Raw genomic sequence first — 24,765 nt, 5'->3', positions numbered from 1 at the left:
AAAAAGAGCCCGGACAGTCCCCTCGCCCCTTCAGGGGAGAGGGTTAGGGTGAGGGGAACAGACCAGTTCTGGTGCGAATAATCACCCTCACCCCGACCCTCTCCCTAAAAGGGCGAGGGGGAAAACGTGCCCATTTTGGCTATTAAGCCAGTTTGTCAGTCATCTGAAGCCGGCGAATGCCGGCTTTTTTAATGCGATAATTTAATCCTATGGGTGGCGCACAATGAATACCCTTCCAGAACAGTACGCAAATACCGCTCTCCCCACCCTGCCCGGTCAACCGCAAAATCCATGCGTCTGGCCCCGTGACGAATTAACCGTCTCTGGGATAAAAGCCCATATTGATACCTTCCAGCGTTGGCTGGGCGATGCCTTTGATAGCGGGATCTCCGCAGAACAATTGATTGAAGCCCGTACCGAGTTTATCGACCAACTCCTGCAACGGTTATGGATTGAAGCCGGTTTCAGCCAGATTGCCGACCTGGCGCTGGTCGCTGTCGGTGGCTATGGTCGTGGCGAGCTGCATCCGCTTTCAGACGTCGATTTACTGATCTTAAGCCGTAAGAAACTCCCGGACGACCAGGCGCAAAAAGTGGGCGAGCTGTTAACGCTGCTCTGGGATGTAAAGCTGGAAGTCGGTCATAGTGTGCGCACGCTTGAAGAGTGCATGCTGGAAGGGTTATCGGATTTAACCGTCGCCACCAATTTAATCGAATCCCGCTTATTAATTGGCGATGTTGCGCTGTTCCTCGAACTGCAAAAACACATTTTCAGCGAAGGATTCTGGCCTTCCGACAAGTTCTACGCGGCGAAAGTTGAAGAACAGAACCAGCGCCATCAGCGTTACCACGGAACCAGCTACAACCTTGAGCCAGACATCAAAAGTAGCCCCGGCGGCTTGCGCGATATCCACACTCTGCAATGGGTGGCCCGCCGTCATTTTGGCGCAACATCGCTGGATGAAATGGTTGGATTTGGCTTCTTAACATCTGCGGAGCGGGCGGAATTAAACGAATGTCTGCATATATTGTGGCGCATTCGCTTTGCCCTGCATCTGGTCGTCAGCCGTTACGATAATCGCCTGTTATTCGATCGCCAGCTTACCGTCGCCCAGCGTCTGAATTACAGTGGTGAAGGTAACGAACCGGTCGAGCGGATGATGAAGGACTATTTCCGCGTCACGCGCCGCGTCAGCGAACTCAACCAGATGCTGCTACAACTGTTTGATGAAGCCATCCTCGCCCTGCCCGCCGATGAAAAGCCGCGTCCGATTGACGATGAATTTCAGCTACGCGGTACGCTTATCGACCTGCGCGATGAAACGCTGTTTATGCGCCAGCCAGAAGCCATCTTGCGTATGTTCTACACCATGGTGCGTAATAGCGCGATCACCGGCATTTACTCCACCACGCTGCGCCAGTTACGTCACGCCCGCCGTCATCTGCAACAACCACTGTGCAACATTCCTGAAGCGCGAAAGCTATTTTTGAGCATTCTGCGTCACCCCGGCGCAATGCGTCGCGGGTTACTGCCGATGCATCGCCATAGCGTGCTGGGCGCCTATATGCCCCAATGGTCGCATATCGTCGGGCAGATGCAGTTTGACCTGTTCCACGCTTACACAGTGGATGAACATACCATTCGCGTTATGTTGAAACTGGAGAGTTTTGCCAGTGAAGAAACGCGCCAGCGCCATCCGTTGTGTGTGGACGTCTGGCCGCGCCTGCCGTCACCGGAGCTGATTTTCATCGCCGCACTGTTTCACGATATCGCCAAAGGGCGCGGCGGCGACCACTCCATACTCGGCGCACAAGACGTGGTGCATTTTGCCGAACTCCACGGGCTGAACTCACGCGAAACGCAACTGGTCGCCTGGCTGGTTCGCCAGCACTTGCTGATGTCGGTCACCGCCCAGCGCCGCGATATTCAGGATCCGGAAGTCATCAAACAATTCGCCGAAGAAGTACAAACGGAAAATCGACTGCGTTTTCTGGTCTGTTTAACGGTAGCCGATATTTGCGCCACTAACGAAACACTGTGGAATAGCTGGAAGCAAAGTCTGTTGCGCGAACTCTATTTTGCCACCGAAAAACAGCTACGACGCGGAATGCAAAACACGCCAGATATGCGCGAACGGGTTCGCCATCACCAGCTTCAGGCACTGGCGCTGCTGCGTATGGACAATATCGACGAAGAGGCGCTACACCAGATCTGGTCTCGCTGTCGCGCTAACTATTTTGTCCGCCATAGCCCAAATCAACTGGCCTGGCACGCTCGCCATTTATTACAGCATGATTTAAGCAAGCCGCTGGTATTACTTAGCCCACAGGCTACGCGCGGCGGCACCGAGATTTTTATCTGGAGCCCGGACCGCCCCTATCTGTTTGCCGCCGTCTGTGCCGAATTAGACCGCCGCAATTTAAGTGTCCACGACGCACAAATTTTCACCACTCGCGACGGTATGGCGATGGATACCTTCATCGTGCTGGAACCCGATGGTAGCCCGCTATCCGCAGATCGTCATGAGGTTATTCGGTTTGGTCTGGAGCAAGTACTGACACAAAGTAGCTGGCAACCGCCACAGCCGCGTCGCCAACCGGCTAAATTACGTCACTTTACTGTTGAAACCGAAGTGACGTTTTTGCCGACCCATACCGACCGAAAATCATTCCTCGAATTGATCGCGCTGGATCAACCTGGCTTGCTGGCGAGGGTGGGGAAAATTTTTGCCGATCTGGGAATTTCGCTTCATGGCGCCCGAATTACAACCATTGGTGAGCGAGTAGAAGATTTATTCATAATCGCCACCGCCGACCGACGTGCACTTAATAATGAGTTGCAGCAGGAAGTGCATCAGCGGTTGACAGAGGCCCTCAATCCAAACGATAAAGGGTGATGTGTTTACTGATATGAAAAGAGTTTAACAATGCAGCAGTTACAGAACATTATTGAAACCGCTTTTGAACGCCGTGCCGAAATCACGCCAGCCAATGCAGACACCGTTACCCGCGAAGCGGTAAATCGGGTGATCGCCCTGCTGGACTCCGGCGCTCTGCGTGTTGCGGAAAAAATCGACGGTCAGTGGGTGACGCATCAGTGGTTGAAAAAAGCGGTGCTGCTCTCTTTCCGTATTAATGATAATCAGGTGATCGAAGGGGCAGAAAGCCGCTACTTCGATAAAGTGCCGATGAAATTCGCCAACTACGACGAAGCGCGTTTCCAGAAAGAAGGTTTCCGCGTAGTACCGCCAGCGGCAGTGCGTCAGGGTGCGTTTATTGCCCGTAACACCGTGCTGATGCCGTCTTACGTCAACATCGGCGCATACGTTGATGAAGGCACCATGGTTGATACCTGGGCGACCGTCGGTTCCTGTGCGCAGATTGGTAAAAACGTCCACCTTTCCGGTGGCGTGGGTATCGGCGGCGTGCTGGAGCCGCTGCAGGCTAACCCGACCATTATTGAAGATAACTGCTTCATCGGCGCACGCTCTGAAGTGGTTGAAGGGGTGATTGTCGAAGAAGGCTCCGTCATTTCCATGGGTGTATATATCGGTCAGAGCACCCGTATTTACGACCGTGAAACCGGCGAAATCCACTACGGCCGCGTTCCGGCAGGTTCTGTGGTTGTTTCTGGCAACCTGCCGTCGAAAGATGGCAAATACAGCCTCTACTGTGCGGTTATCGTTAAGAAAGTTGACGCGAAAACTCGCGGCAAAGTCGGCATTAACGAACTGCTGCGTACCATCGATTAAGAGTACGTACACGGGCAGCATGATGCTGCCCAGTTTTTTTGCAGGAATGGATGATGATCACACGCAGGCGTTTTTTACAGGCTACCGCCGCAACGTTAGCGGTGAGTTCAGGTTTCGGTTATATGCATTACCTGGAACCCAGCTGGCTTGAATTAACCCATCACCGCCTCGCCTTTTTTAAAGACAAAGCTCCTCCATTCAAAATTCTTTTTCTGGCAGATCTCCATTACTCTCGTTTTGTTCCTTTAAACCTGATTTCTGACGCTATTGCCCTTGGCGTAGCGCAAAAGCCTGATTTGATTTTGCTGGGCGGCGATTATGTCTTATTTGATATGCCGCTGAATTTTTCGGCGTTCAGTGACGTACTCTCTCCCCTTGCCAAATGTGCGCCGACATTTGCCTGTTTTGGCAACCACGATCGCCCCGTCGGCACACAAAAGAATCGCTTAATTGGCGATGCGCTGAAATCGGCGGGCATCACGGTGTTGTTTAACCAGGCAACGGTGATCGCCACGCCGAACAGACAATTTGAACTGGTAAGCACCGGTGATTTATGGGCCGGGCAATGCAAACCACCTCCTGCCAGCGAAGCAAATCTGCCTCGTCTGGTGCTGGCACATAATCCCGACAGCAAAGAAGTCATGCGTGATGAATCCTGGGATCTGATGCTGTGCGGCCATACTCATGGCGGGCAACTGCGCGTACCGTTGGTTGGTGAACCTTTTGCCCCTGTCGAAGATAAACGTTACGTCGCCGGATTAAATGCCTTTGGCGAACGACACATCTACACAACCCGTGGCGTGGGCAGTTTGTATGGTTTGCGTCTGAACTGCCGCCCGGAAGTAACGATGCTGGAACTGGTGTAGACGTGAATTTTATCGCCAGAATAAAGCAGGTATTTTTTTGATTTTTACGCCATGATAGAAGTCTGGAAGAAAAAGGCTTTCTGCGATCACAGTCGAGCCGGGCAGGCCAGGCCAAATGCTAAGATAAGCACAATTTACTGACTCATTTTGAGGTAACGCTATGTACGACAATCTGAAAAGTCTGGGTATTACCAATCCTGAAGAAATTGATCGTTACAGCCTCCGGCAGGAAGCCAACAACGATATTCTGAAAATCTATTTTCAGAAAGACAAAGGTGAGTTTTTCGCCAAGAGCGTGAAGTTTAAATATCCGCGTCAGCGCAAAACGGTGGTCGCCGATGGTGTGGGTCAGGGTTATAAAGAAGTGCAGGAAATCAGCCCGAATCTTCGTTATATCATTGATGAGCTTGATCAAATCTGCCAGCGTGACCGTAGCGAAGTTGATCTTAAGCGTAAGATCCTCGATGACTTGCGTCACCTGGAGTCAGTGGTAACCAATAAGATCAGTGAGATTGAAGCGGATCTGGAAAAGCTGACACGCAAATAATAGTAACTGATGTCATTCTGCGAGCCGGGTAAAGTATCACCCGGCTTTAATTTTGTTATGAACCTACCGCTCTTCATCCAGTTGCAGCGCCACATACAGCAGCAACCTGTCATCAAAATTGCCCAAATCAAGCCCGGTCAGTTCTGATATACGATTAAGTCGATACTCCAGCGTATTTCGGTGAATAAACAGCGCCTTTGACGTTGCCAGCGGTTGCACATTGTGGCGAAACCACGCCGCCAGCGTTCGCCGCAGCAAGCCGTTAGTGTCCATCGCTTTCAATCGCGCCAGTGGTCGCGCCAGTTCGTTGGCCTGCCAGTCGCCGCGCAAACTATCAAGTAAGACTGGCAGCATCAAATCCTGATAAAAATAGCAGCGATTTTCGGGCATTCGCTGTTTACCAACCACCATCGTTGTTTTCGCCGTGCGGTAAGAGCGAGCAATACTGCCAGGTCCGGTAAAATAATTACCCAACGAAACGCGAAATCGCAGCTGACCGTACTCTTTCATACGAGTAATGAGCTGCTCAACTCGCTTACAATGTTCTTCTGCATCCCAGCGCCCAAACGGATTCAACGCCGGTTTCAACACCACCATTTCGGTCAGCGAGACAATCGCCACCAGATTATTACGCTCGGGTGTAATCAGCGCGTTTTGCAATTGCTGTAACTCCGCCATTGCGCTATCTACGCCAAGCTGACCGCTGTCGACCTCGACAATAGCCACCACTCGCGGCTGATTGAGGTCTATCCCCAGCCGTTGCGCCCATTCAGTGAGTGCGGGTGTATTCTCCTCGGCCTGAATCAGGTTCATCACCAGTTCTTCCCGCAAACGGCTATCCTGCGCCAGCAGGTGCATCAACCGCGACTGTTCCAGCATCATTTCAGCCGTCATACAGACCAGTTCGCCATATTTGCGCAGATTCTCTGGTTCACCAGTCAGGCCAATTACGCCGACAATCTCACCTTCCAGCCGTAACGGTAAATTAATCCCCTGCCGCACACCGTGCAGATGACGTGCTACCGCGTCATCGATATCGACGACTCGTCCCTGCGAAAGTACCAGCAACGCACCTTCGTGCAATTCACCAATACGTTCACGATCGCCGCTGCCAATAATGCGCCCGCGAGCATCCATTACATTGATATTGGTATCGATAATGCGCATGGTGCGCGCCACAATGTCCTGCGCCATTTTGGTATCAAGATGCCAGCCAGCCATAAGCCCTCCGTTGTGCACGGTTTAGCATAAGGAAGTGAGGGAAGCGCGGCATTGTGCAAATGCCCAAAGGAACGAAGATATATATGGAGTTGTGGGGTAGTTCACAGATTGCATGAAGACCCCCTTCCCTGGGCGGGAAGGGGTTAAGGGAGATTACTGCATTAACAGGTAGATGGTGCTGTCGCCGCGCTGAATGTTCAGTGCCAGCACGGACGGTTTGCTGTCGAGAACTTTACGCAGTTCAGCGATGTTTTTCACTGCCTGCTGGTTCGCGCCAATAATCACATCACCTTTTTTCAGGCCAATCTGTGCAGCCGGGGTGCCCGTTTTCACGTTGTTCACGACGACGCCCTGATCTTTGCCTTTGTTGCTCATCTCAGCGCCTTCAATGCCGTTGAAGATGGAGCTGGAATCAACCTGATTCTGGCTGCTCTGCTGCAGTTCCAGGTTCACGTTAACCTGCTTACCGTCGCGCAGTAAGCCCAGAGTCAGTTTGCTGCCCACTGGCATAGTGCCAACCTGAGCTCGCAGCGCGGCAAAGCTGCTGATTGGCTTACCGTTCAGGGAGGTGATCACATCACCTGCTTTAATACCTGCTTTCGCGGCAGAAGAATTCGGCAGAACCTGACTTACGAATGCACCGCGCTGGGCGTCAACTTTCATCGCTTTCGCCAGTTCGGAGTTCAGTTCGGTTCCCATAATACCCAGCTCACCGCGTTTCACCTGGCCGTATTCCACCATCTGCGAGGTCAGGTTTTTCACCATGTTGCTCGGGATAGCAAAACCGATACCGATGTTGCCGCCGTCCGGTGCGAGGATCGCGGTGTTGATACCGATCAGTTCGCCGTTCAGGTTAACCAGCGCACCACCGGAGTTACCACGGTTGATCGCCGCATCGGTCTGGATGAAGTTTTCGTAGTTTTCGGCATTCAGGCCGCTACGCCCCAACGCAGAGACGATACCGGAAGTTACCGTCTCGCCCAGACCAAACGGGTTACCGATAGCGACGGTGTAATCCCCCACGCGCAGCGCGTCGGAATCCGCCATCTTAATTGCAGTCAGGTTTTTCGGGTTCTGGATTTGGATCAGCGCGATATCAGAACGCGGATCTTTGCCGACCATTTTCGCGTCAAACTTACGACCATCACTTAACTGAACTTTAATGACCGTCGCGTTATCGACAACGTGGTTGTTGGTGACGACATAGCCTTTATCGGCATCAATAATAACGCCAGACCCCAGCGCCATAAATTTTTGTTGCTGGCCGCCGCCGTTACCGCCCTGCCCGCCCTGGCAGAACGGAGAGCTCTGGAACGGAGAACCTTCCTGGCAGAACGGAGAATCATCGCCGAAGAACTGCTGGAAATTGCGCGGCATACGCGGCGTATTGACGGTTGTGCTACCTTCTACGTTAATGCTGACCACTGAAGGCATCACCTTTTCGAGCATCGGTGCAAGGCTTGGCATCTGCTGGGCTGTCGTTGCTGAAGAAGTCTCAGCCGCCGTTGCAGAGAGCGGAGATAATGCCAAACCTAAACTCAGAGCCAGTGCACTCAGTGCTAATGTGGTTTTTTTCATGTATTTCAGTCTCGATTAACAGATAACGCAAAATTGCTGTGTTCTTCAGATTCGTTTTATAGCGCGAAGTTCCGAACTAAAGTTTCTGCAAAAAGTAAAAATTTATTGTCCGTCTTTACAAAAGCCTGGTTATTGTTCTACCGCCATCAGCCGCCGATATTCATCCCACGCATAAAGGTCCGTCATGCCACTGATATAATCCTGTAACAGCCGACAACGATAATAATATTCCCATAACGGGAACTCAGGAGAATCTGACGATAATTTACTGACAGCCTCGACATAGGCCAGCCGATGGCGCGTTGAGAGCTTATGGAATAAGCGTGATTCAATGGGGAAACGTTTTACTCGCTCTTTTTCTACCAGTTCAGTAAAGTCTGATAATGACATGCTTAATAAAGGACGATAAATCTCTAATAACCCGCTAATCACCCGATACCCCTGCAACTCAAGCTGCTCGACATCTGGATGGCTAAACACATGTTTTACGGCGACATTTTTATATAACTTCAAAAGTTCACTACATTCACTGGCATCTTCTAACAGGGCATGATTAAACGTTCCGGCAAAAATCGTCGGCAAATTATCAATAAATCGTTGTGCCGCATAGGGCACCAGCTTATTGAGGGTGTTCACCCGTAAATACATAAAAAACTGATCTTCCGTACTGCGGCTTAAACTATTTGAGCGCGATTTTTCCCAGGCATTTTCTACCACTTGTGCAAACAGAGAACCTTTCTCATGCTGACCCCACGCATCATGCAAATGATGATAAAGCTGCTCAACGGTAAATATTCTTTTCTCTACCGCATCTTCAAGATCAGCCACACAATAAGAGATATCGTCAGCTGCTTCCATAATCCACGTTAATGGAAAACGACTGTAAAGCGCCAAATTAAGTTCTTTACGCAAACGGGCAATATAGGCTTCTTCAGAAAGATAATAGCCCGGTTTTTTCATTAAATAGTGGTGAGTCTCAGGCGTTTCACCACGCCACCACGCCGGACGAGTATATTTTAAAATACCGCCAACCTGCGCCCAGGTGAGATTCATCCGCATCAATGTATGCACCAGACGAATACCTTGTGCATTACCTTCAAAATGACATAAGTCCTGACGAATTTTGCGCCGCAGCTCGTTAAGTTGTTCCTCCCCTTCCCGCAATCGCAACGCTGTCACGCTACAGCGATCGTCAGTCAGCGGCTGACTTTCGGCATCCGCCGGGTACAAACGCTGGCGAAACCAGTCATTTATAGCCGCTTCGCCAAAATGACCAAACGGTGGATTACCGATATCGTGCATCAGGCATGACATCTCGACAATGCTTTCAAACGGCCCGGTCAGTTCATCCAGGCCGTACTCCTCCAGCAATTTAAGTTCTTTCAGACGACTTAAAATCTCTTTGGCGATATAGCGCCCCACCTGCTGAACTTCCATTGAATGGGTAAGACGCGTGCGTACGGCGGCATTGCGCTCAAGTGGAAAAACCTGGGTCTTTTGTTGCAGACGACGAATCGCCGGAGAGTTGATAATACGTCCGCGATCGCTTTCGAAGATCCGCAAGATCTCATGCTCGGTTTTAACACCCTGCGGTGAACGATAACGACGATGCCAGTTTATTTTTTTTCGGAAATCAATCTGTGCCATGTCCTCTCCCGCGTGAGAAATACGCTTCCCCGTAAGCGCATGATAAACTATGCCCTCAAATCGGGCTTATCGCGAGTAAATCTATGAAAATCGGCATCATTGGTGCAATGGAAGAAGAAGTTACGCTGCTGCGTGACAAAATCGAAAACCGTCAAACTCTCCGTCTGGGTGGCTGTGAAATCTACACAGGTCAACTGAACGGAACCGAGGTTGCGCTTCTGAAATCGGGCATCGGTAAAGTCGCTGCGGCGCTGGGTGCGACTCTGCTGCTGGAACACTGCAAACCAGATGTGATTATTAACACCGGTTCTGCAGGGGGCCTGGCGCCAACGCTGAAAGTGGGCGATATCGTTGTCTCTGACGAAGCACGCTATCACGACGCGGATGTCACGGCATTTGGTTATGAATATGGTCAGTTACCTGGCTGTCCGGCAGGCTTCAAAGCTGATGATAAACTGATCGCTGCCGCCGAGTCCTGCATTGCCGAACTGAATCTTAACGCTGTACGTGGCCTGATTGTCAGCGGCGACGCGTTCATCAACGGCTCTGTTGGCCTGGCGAAAATCCGCCACAACTTCCCGCAGGCCATTGCGGTAGAGATGGAAGCGACAGCTATCGCTCATGTCTGCCACAATTTTAACGTACCGTTTGTGGTGGTACGCGCCATCTCCGACGTGGCCGATCAACAGTCTCATCTCAGCTTCGACGAATTTCTGGCCGTTGCAGCCAAACAGTCCAGCCTGATGGTTGAGTCACTGGTGCAGAAACTGGCTCATGGCTAAGTCACTGTTCAGGGCGCTGGTCGCCCTGTCTTTTCTCGCGCCGCTGTGGCTCAACGCCGCGCCGCGCGTTATCACACTTTCCCCCGCCAACACTGAACTTGCCTTTGCCGCCGGGATCACGCCGGTAGGGGTCAGCAGTTATTCCGACTATCCGCCAGAAGCACAGAAGATTGAGCAGGTTTCCACCTGGCAAGGGATGAATCTGGAACGCATCGTGGCGCTGAAACCCGATTTGGTGGTTGCCTGGCGCGGAGGCAATGCCGAGCGGCAGGTTGACCAGCTTGCTTCGCTGGGAATAAAAGTCATATGGGTCGATGCGACAAGCATTGAACAAATTGCCGATGCGTTACGTCAACTGGCTCCCTGGAGTCCGCAACCTGACAAGGCCGGAAAAGCCGCGCAAACCTTACTGGAACAGTATGCGCAACTGAAAGCGCAATATGCTGATAAACCGAAAAAACGTGTTTTCTTACAATTCGGCATTAATCCGCCATTCACCAGCGGAAAAGAGTCGATTCAGAACCAGATACTGGAAGTTTGCGGCGGAGAAAACATCTTTAAAGACAGTCGAGTTCCCTGGCCGCAGGTTAGCCGTGAGCAAGTATTAGCACGCGCGCCGCAGGCCATTGTCATCACTGGCGGAGCGGATAAAATTCCTAAAATAAAGCAATACTGGGGCGAACAACTCAAAATTCCCGTTATTCCTCTCACAAGTGACTGGTTTGAACGCGCAAGCCCACGTATTATCCTCGCTGCACAACAACTCTGTAATGCGCTTTCACAAGTGGATTAGCGCCTGACCTTTCAGGTGCTCAGTGGGGATTGAAAAATGCTCGTCTATTGGCTGGATATAGTCGGTACAGCGGTATTTGCCATCTCCGGCGTTTTGCTGGCCGGAAAATTGCGTATGGACCCTTTTGGCGTCCTGGTTCTGGGCGTGGTTACCGCAGTAGGTGGCGGGACAATTCGCGACATGGCGCTGGATCACGGTCCGGTATTTTGGGTGAAAGATCCCACCGATCTGGTTGTCGCGATGGTGACCAGTATGCTGACTATCGTTCTGGTACGCCAGCCAAGGCGCTTACCCAAATGGATGCTGCCAGTGCTGGATGCTGTTGGTCTGGCAGTGTTCGTTGGTATTGGCGTCAACAAAGCCTTTAATGCGGAAGCCGGTCCGTTAATCGCGGTTTGTATGGGTGTGATCACCGGCGTTGGCGGCGGGATCATCCGCGATGTACTGGCGCGCGAAATCCCCATGATATTACGCACAGAAATCTACGCGACGGCCTGTATTATCGGCGGTATTGTCCATGCTACAGCTCATTACACCTTCTCCGTACCGCTGGAAACAGCCAGTATGATGGGAATGGTTGTAACGCTATTGATACGGCTGGCGGCTATTCGGTGGCATCTGAAATTGCCGACGTTTGCGCTGGATGAGAATGGGCGTTGAAGAGAGAAGATGTGCCGGATAGTTTATCCGGCACATTAACAGCAGATTAGATGCTGAAGGAAGAACCGCAACCGCAGGTGCTTTTCGCATTCGGGTTGGTTACGATGAAGCGTGAACCTTCCAGACCTTCGGTATAATCAACGGAACCGCCGACCAGATATTGCAGGCTCATCGGATCAACCACCAGGCCAACGCCCTGTTTTTCGATAGTCATATCGCCTTCGTTCACCTGATCATCAAAGGTGAAACCATACTGGAAGCCGCTGCAACCGCCACCGGTGATATACACGCGTAATTTCAGATTCGGGTTATCTTCGTCAGCGATCAGGCTTTTAACTTTGTTGGCTGCTGCGTCGGTAAACTCCAGCGGCAGTGCTACGTCATCACTCATATTTTGCTCCAAACGACATCGGCAATTGGGCAAATTCTAACCCAATAATAACTGCCATTATCTAATACCCTGGTATTTCGTTCAAGTATTCTCGCTGGCAGCCACGGCCTTGCTTCGCGCCAGCTGCTCCGCTTCCTGTTTTGCCAGCGTGCGGGCAAGAATCGCCGAGTATAACGGTTTTCCACCAGTAAATTGTGCTAATAGTGTTGCGCCAAGACCGGTAATAATCATTGGCAAAATGAGCTGATAGTTATCTGTCATCTCAAGTACCAGGATGATCCCGGTCAACGGCGCACGAACAGAGGCCGCCAGTAACGCCCCCATTCCAGCAATAGCAAATGTCCCTGCTTCAAGGTGGTATTGCGGAAATATCTCCGTGGCAGCCATGCCAAATGCCGTTCCCAAAACCGTACCGAGCGCCAGCATCGGAGCGAAAATACCGCCCGGCGCACCGGAAGAGAAGCAAAGCAGCGTAGTGATCACCCGTGCGACAAAAATAAAAATCAGCATTCCCATGCTGAAATTCCCCGCTGTGGCGATAGGAATCAGGTTAAAACCGCCGCCTGAAGTTTCTGGCGCAACGAACCCCAGCAAACCGCACAGACCGCCAATCGCACCGCCCATCAGCACCCATTTAGTGATATTGCCGCCGTGCACACGGTGCAGTAAATCCTGCATCCCCAGCACCCATTTATTAAAAATAGGGCCGAAAATACCAAAAATAATACCGAGGATCAGATAAAGCCACAGCGTATTGAGCGGCGCGTCAGAAAGTTTACCGACGTCAATTAACGCGACTTCGTGATTAAATATCCGGTACATAATGGTCGACATAATGACGCCAATAAATACCGCCTTAATCGAAATCAGCGTATAGCGAAATTGCGGACGCATCTCTTCGATAATAAATAGAATACCCGCCAGCGGCGCGTTAAAGGCCGCCGCCAGACCAGCCGCTGCACCGGTTGCCAGCAACGTGTGGCGAGCTTCATCACCTTTCATGCGGAAAATATCAAGCACCATACGGCCAATGTTACCGCCGATTTGCACGGTTGGTCCTTCACGCCCAAGAACCATGCCACCACCGAGTGTCCCCAACCCGCCAAAGAATTTCACCGGCAATACACGCCACCAGCGAACGGGACGTTGATCTTCCAGCGCCCCTTCAATTTCCGGAATCCCCGAACCACCTGCTTCTGGCGCGTATTTACGCACCAGAAAGTAGCCGAACATTGCCAGCACCGCCGAACAAAGAAAAGCGACGGTTAACAGAAGTGGGTAATTATCAGCGGTATGTACCAGCGCGCCCATACGTTGGTTTTGCAACCAGGCGACGCCTTTGTCAAAAGCAACTGCCGCCAGCCCGACAAGGGTGCCGACGACCGCCGCCATAAACAAAATGGCTAATGGCGTTTTGTCGCGCTCAAGAAGTTGGCGAATCAGTTGTCTGCGTCGCAGACGCGCGGCCTGCGGTATTTCATAAGAAGGAGTTTCGGTTTTCATCCAATGATCACATATTGGTCATACAAATAAGATGACGGCATTTTACTCGCTCGTTCCATGAAAATCCTTTGCAAAGCGTAATGTTTCAAATACTCAAAACTTTTATACTCTTAGGAATCCAGGTTGCAGCAGTATAAGCAACCTGATGTTTGACGAGTATTTAACTTGTTATGAATAACATAGAATAGCAGCCATTCACTTTTTCTACGAATCAGGAACCCTCCATGAGTAAGTCTGAAAACCTTTACAGCGCAGCGCGCGAGCTGATCCCTGGCGGTGTGAACTCTCCTGTTCGCGCCTTTACCGGCGTGGGCGGCACTCCACTGTTTATCGAAAAAGCGGACGGTGCTTATCTGTACGACGTTGATGGCAAAGCCTATATCGATTATGTCGGTTCCTGGGGGCCGATGGTGCTGGGTCATAATCATCCGGCGATCCGCAATGCAGTGATTGAAGCCGCTGAACGTGGTCTGAGCTTTGGCGCGCCGACCGAAATGGAAGTAAAAATGGCGGAGCTGGTGACCGAACTCGTGCCGACGATGGATATGGTGCGCATGGTGAACTCCGGCACCGAAGCAACGATGAGCGCCATCCGCCTGGCGCGTGGTTTTACCGGTCGCGACAAAATCATTAAATTTGAAGGTTGTTACCACGGCCACGCTGACTGCCTGCTGGTGAAAGCCGGTTCTGGTGCGCTCACGTTAGGTCAGCCAAACTCTCCGGGCGTTCCGGCAGATTTCGCCAAACATACCTTAACCTGTACCTATAACGATCTGGCGTCTGTACGCGCCGCGTTTGAACAGTATCCGCAAGAGATTGCCTGCATTATCGTCGAGCCAGTGGCAGGCAACATGAACTGTGTTCCTCCGCTGCCAGAGTTCCTGCCGGGTCTGCGCGCGCTGTGTGACGAGTTTGGCGCATTGCTGATCATCGATGAAGTTATGACCGGCTTCCGCGTGGCGCTGGCAGGCGCACAGGATTATTACGGCGTGGTGCCGGATCTCACCTGCCTCGGCAAAATCATCGGCGGTGGGATGCCAGTAGGCGCATTCGGCGGTCGTCGTGATGTAATGGATGCACTGGCTCCGACCGGCCCGGTCTATCAGGCTGGTACGCTTTCCGGTAACCCAATTGCGATGGCAGCAGGTTTCGCCTGTCTGAATGAAGTCGCGCAGCCGGGCATTCACGAAACGCTGAATGAGTTAACCACGCGTTTGGCAGAAGGTCTGCTGGAAGCGGCAGAAGAAGCGGGAATTCCGCTGGTCGTTAACCATGTTGGCGGCATGTTCGGTATTTTCTTTACCGACGCCGAGTCCGTGACGTGCTACCAGGACGTGATGGCCTGTGACGTGGAACGCTTTAAGCGTTTCTTCCATATGATGCTGGATGAAGGTGTATATCTGGCACCGTCAGCGTTTGAAGCGGGCTTTATGTCTGTGGCGCACAGCATGGAAGATATCAACAACACCATCGATGCTGCGCGTCGGGTGTTTGCGAAATTGTGATGATTTTGCCTCGCCCACCGGGCGAGGCATTCAATTAACGACTCTGCTTTCTCAACAAATAGATAAAGTACGGCGCGCCAATAAACGTCGATAGCAGCCCCGCTGGGATCTGGAACGGAAACAGCACCATCCGCCCACACCAGTCAGCGAATACCAGCAATAAACCTCCCACCAACGCCGAAATCACAATGTGCGGCATCGTCCGTCGAAAGCCCATCATCCGCGCGATATGCGGTGCCATCAGACCAACAAAACTCAACGGTCCAATAGTCATCGTCGCGGTCGCTGTCAGACAGGCCGCCAGCATCAGCAACGCAATTCGCGTCGGCGTCAGCGCCATTCCCACAGCTCGTGCGGTATCACCACCCAGCGGTAAAATGGTCAGCCAGCGGCGGCACAGCGGGGTAATCGCCAGCAAAATCACCATCACAATTCCGGTGCGCCAGACCTGTGCATCGGTCGCGTTGTAGGTCGAACCGGAAATCCAGGTCAGCACTTGCGCCATTCGCGGGTCACCACTCGCCTGCAACATCATCAAAAGCATGGTGAACGCGGTGCTTAACGCCATCCCCGCGAGCAGCATCCGGTGTGGGGAAAAACCTCCGCGACTGGCAGCGATCATAATGATTAACAAGGTCACCGCCGCGCCGAGACTTCCCGCAGGCAACAGCCAGCCAAAGGCGTTGCCCGGCACCAGAAACAGCATCAACACTACGCCAAACGCCGCACCGGAACTAATCCCCAGCACTTCCGGGCTTGCCATCGGGTTTCCGGTCAGCCGCTGAATAATGCAGCCCGCCACCGCCAGCATTACGCCCGCAAACAGCGCCGCCATAATTCGCGGCCAACGCCAGGGCATTAAATCATCAAGCAGCGCCCCGCTCGCCCACGTCCAGCCGTGCGCATCACGGCCAAACGACAGCGCCACCACCACAGCAATCAACAGCAGCACGCCGCCCGCGAGGGCAAACGCCAGCACATGTTGGCGTTCAGTCGCGACACGATCGTTAACCTTCATATCCGGCGCGCTAATGCTGCGTAAACGCGGCAGCAGCCACAGTAGCAGCGGTGCACCGATGAGCGCAGTCACCGATCCGGTGGAAACTTCCATCCACACACGAGTCAGCCAGAGGATGATTTGATCGGAAAGCCAGAGGATCAACGCACCAATCAGCGACGCCAGCAGCAGTCGTGGCAGCAAACGCCGCGCCCCCAGCATTTTTGCCAGCAGTGGCGCGAACAAGCCGATAAAGCCGATAATCCCTACCGCGTTCACCAGCAGAGCACTGATGACAATCGCCAGCGACAGCGCCGCCAGACGCGCGAGCGACAAGGCCAGCCCGAGATTGCGCGCCACGCCATCATCAAGCCCCATCAGGGTTAACGGACGCAATAGCAGTAACGTCAGCATCACGCCGCCCAGCAGCTGCGGCCATAAACGCTCAACGCCGCCCCAGTCGGTTTGCGTCAGCGTTCCGGTGCTCCACAGGAACATGCTTTGCAGCTGGTCGTGATGGAAGATAACCAGTAACTGGTTGATGGCTCCACAATAAAGGCTCACCACCAGCCCCGCGAGGATCAGCGTTACCGGCGAAAGCCGTTTCCCCCACGCGACGCCAAAGACAATTAAGCCAACGACACAAGCCCCTGCCAACGCGGCAAACTGGCTCGCCATCGCGCCGGGGATCGCCCAGAGCGTGGTGACGGTAATTCCCAGTTGCGCGCCCGTTGCGACGCCCAGCGTGGTCGGTTCTGCCAAAGGGTTACGCAACACTTGCTGAAACAGCACGCCCACTAGCCCCAGACCTGCGCCAACCAACAGCGAAATAGCCAGACGCGGCAGCAAGCTGTAGTGAAAAATCATCTGTTCAATGACATCGATATCCGGCGACCAGGCAGCCTGCGCCCACTGACTACGCGGCAGCGCCTGCGAGAAGTTCATCCAGGTCAACGCCGCAGCGGCAATCACCAACAGCACCAGCAATAACACCGGGAAAAGCGCAATACGTTTACTCACGCTTTACCTCCAATGGCGTTATCCAGAATCCGCACAAAGTGCATTGCTGAAAGCGTCGCACCATAGAACCAGACTGCGGGTACGCGCTGAAAGCGTCCGGCACGGACAAACGGCATGGCCTGCCACAGCGGCGTCGCCATTAACGCGTCCATCTCTTTGCTGTTATCGTGATCAAAACAGAGCACATCAACATCTTTGTACGCTGCCAAACGATCGATACTGACGGCGATACTGCCCCAGAAGTTGGTTTCACCCTGCCAGGCATTTGGGATGCCGTATTCATCGAGAATTTCCTGGAACAGGCTGTTTGGACCGAAGACCAGCATATGGCGCGGATCAATCAATGTTGTCAGCAATAATGGACGCGCTCCTCGCTTCACAAAGCGGGGTTTCATGCTGCGGATAAAGTCTTCATATTGCGCTAAATGCGTTTCTGCTGCGCTTTTCAGGTTAAGTAAATCGGCCATTTCCGCCAGCGATTTACGCGCCATCGCCAGCGGCTGTTTGCCGTCGCTGAAGTTAAATCCGCGTCCCGGCGCAATACGAGCCAACATTTCTGGTGAAGGACCATATCCCGCCGACCAGACCATAAACGACGGTTTCATTTCGGTCAGCAGTTCGAGGTTAGGTTCTGTACGCAAACCAACGTCAATCACCGACTCCGGCAACGGCGGTTCGCTGACCCACAGACGATAATTGATGGTGTCCGCCACACCGTAAGGCACGATGCCGAGCGCCAGTAGTAACTCCACCGGCAACCACTCCAGTGCCACAATACGATTTGGATCAATAGCCGCCGCACGGGCGGTATTCATCTGCCATAACAACGGAGAAAGCGCCATCGCCGTTAACAGTCGGCGGCGCGAAATAAGAGGTAAGCCGCTCATTAATAAACAAAACTCACAGGTGCTGCACCCGCCGGATGCGGCAAAATACCCATCGGGATGCCATAAATCATTTCGAGGGTTTCGCCGCGCATAATTTCCGCAGGCGTTCCCTGAGCAATCATTTCACCGCCGCGCAGGGCGACCAGATAATCACAGTAGCGCGCTGCCATATTGATATCGTGCAGCACGGCAATGACCGTCAGACCACGTTCCTGACTTAAACGATGCACCAGCGCCAGTACGTCAACCTGGTGCGCGATATCCAGCGCCGAGGTCGGTTCGTCCAGCAACAGACAGCGGCTATCCTGCGCCACCAGCATGGCGATCCACGCCCGCTGACGTTCGCCGCCAGAGAGACTATCGACCAGACGATGCGCCAGCGGTTTTAAACCAACCAGCGAGATAGCTTCCTCGACCTTTTCGCGATCTGCCGCACCAAAGCGCCCCAGCGCGCCATGCCACGGGTAACGACCAATCGCCACCAGTTCACGCACGGTCATCCCTTCTGCCGGAGGAAGCTGCTGCGGCAAATAAGCCACTTTGCGGGCGAACGCTTTGCTGCTCCAGCTTTCCAGCGGCTGGGCATCAAGAAGAATTTCACCTTCCGACGGCGGCTGATGACGACCGAGCATTTTGAGCAGAGTGGATTTACCAGAACCGTTGTGACCAATCAGACCAGTCACTTTCCCGGCAGGAAAGGTTAACGACAGCGGATGCAAAAGCGTGCGCCCGGGCACACGAAAGGAGATATTACGCAGTGCAAAAGTGGTATCGGAATGATTCGTGTATTCCTGCATAACAGCCAACTTGTGAAACGGGCACGGAAATCCGTGCCCCAAAAGAGAAATTAGAAACGGAAGGTTGCGGTTGCAACGACCTGACGTTCTGCGCCCCAGAAGCAGCCATAGGTATTAAAGCAGCTGGCGACGTATTCACGATCGAACAGGCTGTTGACATGCAGCGCCACGTTGGAGCCAGCCATACCGACTCGCGCCAGATCATAACGCACTAACGCATCCACGACCGTATAACTTCCCACTTTAAAGGAGTTAGCCGGATCACCATAGCTGGAGCCAGTATAACGACCACCAGTGCCCAGCGTCAGACCTGAAAGTGGGCCGTCAAAGAAGGTGTAGTCAGCCCACAGAGAAGCCATGTGTTTTGGCACCTGCGCAGGCGTATTGCCTTTGTAGGTAGTATCGGTGGTGTATTCCGCATCGGTGTAGGTATAAGAACCCACCACGTTAACACTCGCCGACAACGCCGCTTTTGCTTCGATTTCTACGCCACGTGCGCGGATCTCGCCACCTTCAACCGAGAAGAAAGAACCCTCAGGGTCCGCCATCAGGTTATTGGTTTTGGTGAGATTATACAGTGCACCTGTCACCACAATTGGGCGATCTTCCGGCACATATTTCACGCCGACTTCGTACTGCTTACCTTTAGACGGTGCGAAAATATTACCATCCTTTCCGACCTGGGAAGAAGGTTCAAACGATTCGCTATAGCTGAAGTACGGTGTTACGCCATTATCAAACAGGTAGTTAACACCACCACGCCAGGTAAACTGTTTGTCATCACGTTTATCGGTCGTCCCGGCAACGCGGTTAAGAGATTTTTGATCCGCCCAGTCATAACGGCCACCCAGGGTGACCAGAACTTTATCCCACTGCGCCTGATCCTGAACGTAAATACCCGTTTGCTTCTGCTTATTCAGAATGCGGTAAGGGCCGGAGTTTGCCGGATCTTTCGCATTGAAGTCGAAATCGGTATTCACCGGATTGTACAGATCGAGCAGCGGTACGGAGTCGTCGTAACCAAACCAGGCGTTGATGTCGTTACGCATACGCATGAAATCAACACCAGTCAGCAGGGTGTGGTCGATATCGCCAGTGGCAAACTTGCTCTGCAGCTGGGTATCAACAGAGAAATTTTGCAGTTTCTCATCATCAACGACGTATTTACGCGCCAGATAATGGCCTTTATCCGCTGGCGCTAATGCCGCACATTGTTGGCTGTAAGCATTCGCCGGATCGGAGCAGACACCGTAACCATAAACGCTGTTTTGCGAGGTTTTGTTTTCCGCAAAGCGCAGGTTCTGACGCACGGTAAAGGTATCGTTAAATTCGTGGTCGAAGCTGTACCCTACCATCTTCTCATTACGAGAATAGGTGTTGTTTTTCGCGCCTTCGTTAAAGTCCGTCGGCAGACGCTTACCGTTCGGCAGCGGCTCAACGGTTCCCTCTTTTGGCAACCAGCCGTAATAACCGGTTTCCGGCTCGTTCTGGAAGTAAGAAAGGAAGGTGAAATTGGTTTTATCGTCCGGACGCCAGGTGAACGCCGGTGCAATAGCATAACGCTGCTCTTCTGACCCTTTCTGCTGAGCATTGGCAGAACGCGCAAGACCGGTCAGGCGATAAGAGTAAACGCCGTCATCATCCAGCGCATCACTAAAGTCAAAACCGGTCTGGAACAGGCTGTCAGTACCGGCTTTAAACTGAACTTCTTTCAGAGGTTCGGTAGTCGGGCGTTTGCTGACCATGTTCAACAGGCCGCCAGGGCTGCTTTTACCGTAAAGCACGGAAACCGGGCCACGCATAATTTCAGCACGTTCCAGCATATACGGGTCAATGACCGCATCGTTATAGAAGTTACCCTGCAACTTCAGGCCGTTCAGATAGTTATTCTGGCTTTGGCCTTCTGCGGCAAAACCGCGAATGATCAGGTGGTCATAGGTGTTGGATGCGCCACGCGTACCAACAGAGACACCCGGCGTGTAGCTAAGTGCCTCTTTGACTGACTTAGGCTGATGCAGCGCCATCTCTTCGGCGGTTACAACAGAAATAGACTGTGGCACTTTTTGAATCGGCGTATCTGTTTTGGTGCCGGTAGCGGATTGTCGCGCTGCTATGGTAGCCGCCGGCCCCCACGCGCTTTCTTGCGGAGCAGGTGCTGCGGTAACGGTGATAGTGTCTTCTTTCGGTTCAACCGCTGCCTGTGCATAAACAGACATGCCGCTAACCGCTGTGGCTACTACAACTGCGATTTTACGCAGCGAGTGTTTTGGCTGAGCAGTTTTGTAACGCGCCATTGGTATATCTCTGATGTAAAGTGAATGATAACGTAAACGAGAATGATTATTATAAAGATAAGATAATATTCGAAAGGCTGACGGGTTCGCAAGCGGTACGCAATATGCGCGCCCCTGAAGGGTCAATAAACAATCAGATGAAAAGAAAGGGTTAATTGTTTAGGCGGGATGTTACTGAACTTGACTTATCTACGCCCTGTGTTCATTCACTCCACAAGGCGTAGTGATTTATTCCCCAGTCTACACAAGCAGCGTCAGGATAGCGCTTTCAGAAGAAGCTGCGCGCGGTGCTCATCGCTCACGGCCTCCCAGGCTTCCGCGAGCTGAACGTGCGCTTGTTTACTGATATCTATAGAAACCGCCAGTCCTTCATCAACTTCCGGCGCCTGAGTGTTGTTCTCACTCTGTTCAATGGCACGGAAAATTGCTTCATTCATGGTGGCGGTATCGAGCGAACCCAGACGGCTTTTTAGTGCCTGAGCCGTAGAGGCAGAAACCCACATGCGGACGATCTCTTCATTCACCGGTTCACTCTGCACGCGAAAATAGCAAAGATTCTCGTCTGACGGCAGCGGCACGTCAAAATATGGCTGGATCTTGATACCCGCACTCGTCGTCACTGAATAGCGTTTCTGCTTTGTATCCCGGTCATATATCCACAAACTTTTGCTGGCCTTACGTGCCCCTTTAGCTGGAGTAACATTCCATACTGCTGTGTACTGCTCCGGATTTGGCGGGATCATCCGCTCTTCAAAATAGAGGAATTCCGTCAGACTATCCTCCCATAGCAGCCAGCCTGTACGCATATCAGGGGTCTTATGAGGTGCGGCATCTCTTACCGTTTGCGTTCGACGTTCAATAAGCTCTGCGTATTGCTGGAAGACGTCATGCATCACATCGTTAGCATCACGAGTGGTATCATCAATACGGATCGAACGCGTTGCAGCTGGGTGCATAAGCGTAGTACCGCAGACTGACTTGATCGGTCTGTCCCGCAGGCCTGCTATGCGCAAGAGTTTCATCTCCAGCCCCAATCCCTGATAATTGACATCAATATGTAAATTGCTCCAGCCACCATCGGGAATATTTTTTGCCAGGCAGTAAACGCGGCTCCAGTCGCCTTCCTCCAGCTTTCTGCCCATCATGGCGGCAACCTGAGTTGCCAACCACCGTTTAGCAAATACCTTTTCAGTATCAGTAAATGCTTGTAAGTATGCCATTACAACGGATCCTTATTACCTTCCAAAAGAGCAATTGCCTGAGACCTGAAGGTCGCGAAGTCCAACATTTTCCCATGCAGTAAAAGACTTTCAGCCAGATATTCGCTGTAGAGAGTGCGATAATCAATATCAGCCTCACGTTTAACGTGCAGATAAGGAAGCACGGGGATCGTACCATTTCGCTGGCTCAGGAATTCCTTAACTGAAATGGTTTTCGTCTCCGCCGTTGACACTTCCTGCTTGTTGCCATTTTCAACTTTACGACAATGCAGCATGAGATCAGCACCTGCGGTGTTATCGCTAACAAATTGCTTAAACGTACCGTGCTGCTTGTCGAAAATATCGATCCTTTCAATGGTAAAACCAGCATCCAGCACTGCATTACGCAGACGATTCCAGATGTCCTCCGAAGAGTTCATAAATACCAACACCATCCAGTGTCCTGGTCTTAGCACACGATAACTTTCAGCCAGACTCTGCGTCATTAATTCCTGATATCTGTTGGCATCCTTTTTTTGTACGCGATTAACTATGGCTTCATCCGTGGCATCCGTATAGGACATTAACCAGGACTCCCACAACATATTCATTTCGCTATAGTTAATGTTGGCTCCAAACGGCGGATCGGTGAAAATCAAATCAACACTATTATCCGGTAGAAACGAAAGATCGGTCGCGGAACCCGTTTTAACCTGACAACGGCCAACGTAAGCTTTAGCCGTGGTTTCAAGGTGATCAATAATTGATCTGGCCTTGCGTTCGAAGGTCAAAAAGATATTCGCTTCATTGAAAATATACGGGACATTAAAATTTGCCGTATTACCGCTGCCGCCCCAAAAACGGTACTCAGAAAGCCGGGTCACACGCTGATAGAGCGAAGTGAAAACAAAGCCGAGAAATGCGGCAATATTGGTATCTTCAACGCGATGAATCGCTTTCCACAACTGGCTCATCGCCGCCAGATTTCTGGCAGTATAAAAATGCTTTATGTTAGTCAGACCATGACGCTTGGGCTGTGCCAGATTCACTCCATCTGGCAGCTCGAAATCCGGGATGAACCCCTCAGCAAGATATTTGCCTGCGTCAATTGCGGCAATGAGCTTGAGATCGGCCTCCACAGGCGGCACCTCGGACTGAGCTTTACCGCAGCATTTATACCCCACAAGAACCGGCACTGGCGTCGTTCGGGCAAGGCGCGATTTTTTGACCTGATGATGACAATAAGGGCACGGGAACTCGCGCAAAAATTTATGTTCGCGCACAGTGTTACCGTAGCTACGGCATTCGTCCCAAAGCACAAACTCCTTACTACACTCGCTGCAAATGACTTTGTATGACCAGACAGTAAAGAGCAACTCCGCCTCTTTTCCACAGGTACGGCATTGCGTTGTGTAAAGGGTTTTGCGCAGATCCGCCAGACTCTCAGTAACTACTTTTACCGCCGCCGCGAGCGCAGCGGGATCGCATTGCGATGTAAATCGATTAGCGATAAAACTGGCTGCAGGTGACAGTTCATTGAGAATGACATCATGGCCGGTCGTCAGCGCCGCAACCCCTGTCATACCGCTTCCCGCAAAGGGATCAAGCACCAGTCCGCCTTCGGGCAAATATTTTTGCAGCACCTGGGCAATCCCTTGAGGCGGAACTTTGGTGTGATATGTATGCGCGTCATAAGTATACGTATTCTTTCCTGCTGAAACGCCCTCCGCTACAGCCTCTTTCACGGTCTGCGCGGCTTCAGGATGCGATGAAAGAATTTCAGCCAACTGGTATTCACCATTGCCCCAAAGTTCTCCTTTTTTAAGTCGGGAGAGCAGAGCCGGGCCCGGCTCATCGCGCAGCACAATCGTGCCTTCATATTTGTCGGCTGTGGTTTTTTTACGTATCCCACGAGAGGCGAATGTTCGTGTCGTATTCAGATTTGCAAGATCGATCGCCAGACCCGCATTGAGCTTCGCAAGTAGCTCATGCAATTCTTTTATCGTATCGGCACTGGGTTCAATATCTCCGCGAATCCAGCGAGTAACTGCAATGTAAGAAGTGCCGAGATACTGCGCCACGCCTTTCGGGTCCAGGCCACTTAATGCCATAATTTCCTGCAATAATGCCTGATAGTGATTCTCAGGATGTGATACTTGCTGACCAGAGCGCATCATCTTTTGCCCCCCTCATTAATACCAATAACAACGTTGAGAGATACCTCATTAGCGTGCACTGCTATAGTCATTCACTATTTACCTTTTTGATTCGCTTTCTCATTAAGTCCGGCAAAGGCTGTGTCGATACGCTTTCATCGACCATTCTGA

Annotated in this window: 21 protein-coding genes; 8 read left to right on the top strand and 13 right to left on the bottom strand. The window is 52.1% G+C overall.

What is annotated here, in order from left to right:
* Window positions 1-223: 223 nt before the first annotated feature.
* The 4 genes from glnD (at window position 224) to WC5_RS11060 (ending at window position 5,164) form a co-directional block, all read left to right on the top strand.
* Window positions 224-2,896, top strand: a complete 2,673-nt coding sequence (glnD, locus tag WC5_RS11045; RefSeq protein WP_001094594.1) for a bifunctional uridylyltransferase/uridylyl-removing protein GlnD — start codon at window positions 224-226, stop codon at window positions 2,894-2,896.
* Window positions 2,897-2,926: 30 nt separating this feature from the next.
* Window positions 2,927-3,751 carry a 2,3,4,5-tetrahydropyridine-2,6-dicarboxylate N-succinyltransferase gene (gene dapD / locus WC5_RS11050; protein WP_001186664.1) on the top strand — a complete coding sequence of 275 codons (825 nt, stop codon included), beginning with the start codon at window positions 2,927-2,929 and terminating at the stop codon, window positions 3,749-3,751.
* A gap of 53 nt (window positions 3,752-3,804) precedes the next feature.
* Window positions 3,805-4,617, top strand: a complete 813-nt coding sequence (gene yaeI, locus WC5_RS11055; RefSeq protein ID WP_016231578.1) for a phosphodiesterase YaeI — start codon at window positions 3,805-3,807, stop codon at window positions 4,615-4,617.
* Between the two features lie 160 nt (window positions 4,618-4,777).
* Window positions 4,778-5,164, top strand: a complete 387-nt coding sequence (locus WC5_RS11060; protein WP_000272188.1) for a DUF3461 family protein — start codon at window positions 4,778-4,780, stop codon at window positions 5,162-5,164.
* A gap of 63 nt (window positions 5,165-5,227) precedes the next feature.
* Here the strand turns inward: WC5_RS11060 and cdaR are convergent, their stop codons facing one another.
* The 3 genes from cdaR to dgt all read right to left on the bottom strand — a co-directional run bounded on the left by cdaR (window position 5,228) and on the right by dgt (window position 9,610).
* On the bottom strand, window positions 5,228-6,385 hold the full coding sequence (gene cdaR / locus WC5_RS11065; RefSeq protein WP_000929428.1) for a DNA-binding transcriptional regulator CdaR: 1,158 nt from the start codon (window positions 6,383-6,385) through the stop codon (window positions 5,228-5,230).
* Window positions 6,386-6,538: 153 nt separating this feature from the next.
* Window positions 6,539-7,963, bottom strand: coding sequence for a serine endoprotease DegP (gene degP / locus WC5_RS11070; protein ID WP_000753946.1), 1,425 nt, complete (start codon window positions 7,961-7,963; stop codon window positions 6,539-6,541).
* A 129-nt stretch (window positions 7,964-8,092) separates the two neighbouring features.
* A complete protein-coding gene (dgt, locus tag WC5_RS11075) occupies window positions 8,093-9,610 on the bottom strand; it encodes a dGTPase (RefSeq protein ID WP_000057105.1) in 1,518 nt (505 codons plus the stop codon).
* Between the two features lie 83 nt (window positions 9,611-9,693).
* Here dgt and mtnN point away from each other — a divergent pair, with 83 nt between their 5' ends.
* Genes mtnN through WC5_RS11090 form a run of 3 tightly spaced genes read left to right on the top strand, consistent with a single transcriptional unit; the run spans window position 9,694 to window position 11,845 of the window.
* On the top strand, window positions 9,694-10,392 hold the full coding sequence (mtnN, locus tag WC5_RS11080) for a 5'-methylthioadenosine/S-adenosylhomocysteine nucleosidase (protein WP_000689855.1): 699 nt from the start codon (window positions 9,694-9,696) through the stop codon (window positions 10,390-10,392).
* Entirely contained in the window at window positions 10,385-11,185 is an 801-nt protein-coding gene (btuF, locus tag WC5_RS11085) for a vitamin B12 ABC transporter substrate-binding protein BtuF (protein ID WP_010351085.1), read from the top strand. Before mtnN ends, btuF begins: the two co-directional genes overlap by 8 nt.
* Window positions 11,186-11,221: 36 nt before the next feature.
* On the top strand, window positions 11,222-11,845 hold the full coding sequence (locus WC5_RS11090) for a TRIC cation channel family protein (RefSeq protein WP_000964220.1): 624 nt from the start codon (window positions 11,222-11,224) through the stop codon (window positions 11,843-11,845).
* Window positions 11,846-11,891: 46 nt separating this feature from the next.
* Here the strand turns inward: WC5_RS11090 and erpA are convergent, their stop codons facing one another.
* From erpA to WC5_RS25660, 4 genes are read right to left on the bottom strand one after another with little or no spacing between them, the layout of a single operon-like run.
* Window positions 11,892-12,236, bottom strand: coding sequence for an iron-sulfur cluster insertion protein ErpA (erpA, locus tag WC5_RS11095; protein ID WP_001295564.1), 345 nt, complete (start codon window positions 12,234-12,236; stop codon window positions 11,892-11,894).
* The gene (gene yadW, locus WC5_RS25295; RefSeq protein ID WP_122998795.1) at window positions 12,229-12,294 is read right to left on the bottom strand and encodes a small protein YadW; all 66 of its coding nucleotides are present in this window, start codon (window positions 12,292-12,294) and stop codon (window positions 12,229-12,231) included. Before yadW ends, erpA begins: the two co-directional genes overlap by 8 nt.
* A gap of 23 nt (window positions 12,295-12,317) precedes the next feature.
* The gene (gene clcA, locus WC5_RS11100) at window positions 12,318-13,739 is read right to left on the bottom strand and encodes a H(+)/Cl(-) exchange transporter ClcA (protein ID WP_000846360.1); all 1,422 of its coding nucleotides are present in this window, start codon (window positions 13,737-13,739) and stop codon (window positions 12,318-12,320) included.
* Window positions 13,736-13,798: a hypothetical protein gene (locus tag WC5_RS25660; RefSeq protein ID WP_212741837.1), complete on the bottom strand. Its 63-nt coding sequence runs from the start codon at window positions 13,796-13,798 to the stop codon at window positions 13,736-13,738. Before WC5_RS25660 ends, clcA begins: the two co-directional genes overlap by 4 nt.
* Before the next feature lie 165 nt (window positions 13,799-13,963).
* Between WC5_RS25660 and hemL the strand changes: the two genes are divergently transcribed.
* A complete protein-coding gene (gene hemL / locus WC5_RS11105; RefSeq protein ID WP_000045244.1) occupies window positions 13,964-15,244 on the top strand; it encodes a glutamate-1-semialdehyde 2,1-aminomutase in 1,281 nt (426 codons plus the stop codon).
* Between the two features lie 34 nt (window positions 15,245-15,278).
* Here the strand turns inward: hemL and fhuB are convergent, their stop codons facing one another.
* From fhuB to WC5_RS11135, 6 genes are all read right to left on the bottom strand, one after another.
* Entirely contained in the window at window positions 15,279-17,261 is a 1,983-nt protein-coding gene (gene fhuB / locus WC5_RS11110; RefSeq protein WP_000044120.1) for a Fe(3+)-hydroxamate ABC transporter permease FhuB, read from the bottom strand.
* Window positions 17,258-18,148 (bottom strand): Fe(3+)-hydroxamate ABC transporter substrate-binding protein FhuD, encoded by an 891-nt coding sequence (gene fhuD, locus WC5_RS11115; protein WP_000016001.1) that lies wholly within the window; start codon window positions 18,146-18,148, stop codon window positions 17,258-17,260. The genes fhuB and fhuD overlap by 4 nt, the downstream gene beginning before the upstream one ends.
* A complete protein-coding gene (fhuC, locus tag WC5_RS11120) occupies window positions 18,148-18,945 on the bottom strand; it encodes a Fe3+-hydroxamate ABC transporter ATP-binding protein FhuC (RefSeq protein WP_001158929.1) in 798 nt (265 codons plus the stop codon). The genes fhuD and fhuC overlap by 1 nt, the downstream gene beginning before the upstream one ends.
* Window positions 18,946-18,995: 50 nt before the next feature.
* Window positions 18,996-21,239 carry a ferrichrome porin FhuA gene (gene fhuA, locus WC5_RS11125; protein WP_016231577.1) on the bottom strand — a complete coding sequence of 748 codons (2,244 nt, stop codon included), beginning with the start codon at window positions 21,237-21,239 and terminating at the stop codon, window positions 18,996-18,998.
* 254 nt (window positions 21,240-21,493) lie between these two features.
* Window positions 21,494-22,459, bottom strand: a complete 966-nt coding sequence (locus tag WC5_RS11130; RefSeq protein ID WP_000323818.1) for a hypothetical protein — start codon at window positions 22,457-22,459, stop codon at window positions 21,494-21,496.
* Window positions 22,459-24,615 carry a DNA methyltransferase gene (locus WC5_RS11135; protein ID WP_000986361.1) on the bottom strand — a complete coding sequence of 719 codons (2,157 nt, stop codon included), beginning with the start codon at window positions 24,613-24,615 and terminating at the stop codon, window positions 22,459-22,461. The genes WC5_RS11130 and WC5_RS11135 overlap by 1 nt, the downstream gene beginning before the upstream one ends.
* Between the last annotated feature and the right edge of the window lie 150 nt (window positions 24,616-24,765).

The organism is Escherichia sp. KTE114 (genome assembly GCF_000407765.1).
Lineage (GTDB): Bacteria > Pseudomonadota > Gammaproteobacteria > Enterobacterales > Enterobacteriaceae > Escherichia > Escherichia ruysiae.
The sequence above is the reverse complement of the archived record's forward strand: the minus strand, read 5'-3'. Positions and strand labels throughout refer to the sequence as shown.